The 814-nt window shown below is 41.4% G+C and carries 2 tRNA genes; both read left to right on the top strand.

From position 1 onward, the window contains the following. Positions 1-6 precede the first annotated feature (6 nt). Positions 7-82 (top strand) — tRNA-Lys (locus PXY01_RS22085). Between the two features lie 45 nt (positions 83-127). Further along, positions 128-213 (top strand) — tRNA-Leu (locus PXY01_RS22080). The last annotated feature ends 601 nt before the right edge of the window (positions 214-814 follow it).

Raw genomic sequence — 814 nt, 5'->3', positions numbered from 1 at the left:
TTATTCGAGCCATTAGCTCAGTTGGTAGAGCACCTGACTTTTAATCAGGGTGTCGTAGGTTCGAGTCCTACATGGCTCACCATTTGCTTCTCCCTCGAAGCGAATGTGAGAGTAAGCTTTCAAATGTGCGGTAGTGGTGGAATGGCAGACACGCTATCTTGAGGGGGTAGTGGGCGTACGCCCGTGGAGGTTCGAGTCCTCTCTACCGCACCAAATATTTAAGAAGAACAATCACTTGTCGTTATGTTGATTTGACATACGATAGAGTGATTTTTTTGTTTCTTTGAGCGCTTACACAAGATGATTATGTTAGTCCACTTCCGACGATAAAATTGGGCCTCCGCGAATCCATTTGATTTCACGATACTTTAGTTGAGGTCATTATATTTAGCTAGATGGTTTTTATATCCTTGAGCGTAGCTCTCTTTGTTTCGGTGAGGATTCCCTTATACGTTATCGTCGTTCCCGAGTTCATTAGGATTGATCCGAAGCCTGATTTCTTAATACTTCATCTGCTCGCACTTTTTCTTCGATAATAAGAGCAGTGTTGTCTCGTATAAAATAAATGGCGCAAGCGTCTCATTGTAACGGACAAAGTGAAGTGTTGTATATAATTGTAACATGGGAAGAGGATAATAAAGGTTGTTGCATTCCATATCTCATTCATGGTATATTCTAATTCCGGTCGAGACGAGCTGGTCCGGGGAGCTTGAAAAGAACAAGTGCAGGAATAACAAATTCCGAACTTGAGAAAATAAAGCTTGCACAGCAGATTGTTATGTGATAAGATAATGATCGTTGTCGAAAGAAAACA

The organism is Paenibacillus xylaniclasticus, from assembly GCF_004001065.1.
In the GTDB taxonomy this organism is placed as follows: domain Bacteria; phylum Bacillota; class Bacilli; order Paenibacillales; family Paenibacillaceae; genus Paenibacillus_T; species Paenibacillus_T xylaniclasticus.
Note: the sequence above shows the minus strand (reverse complement) of the source record. Positions and strands in the feature narration are given on the sequence as shown.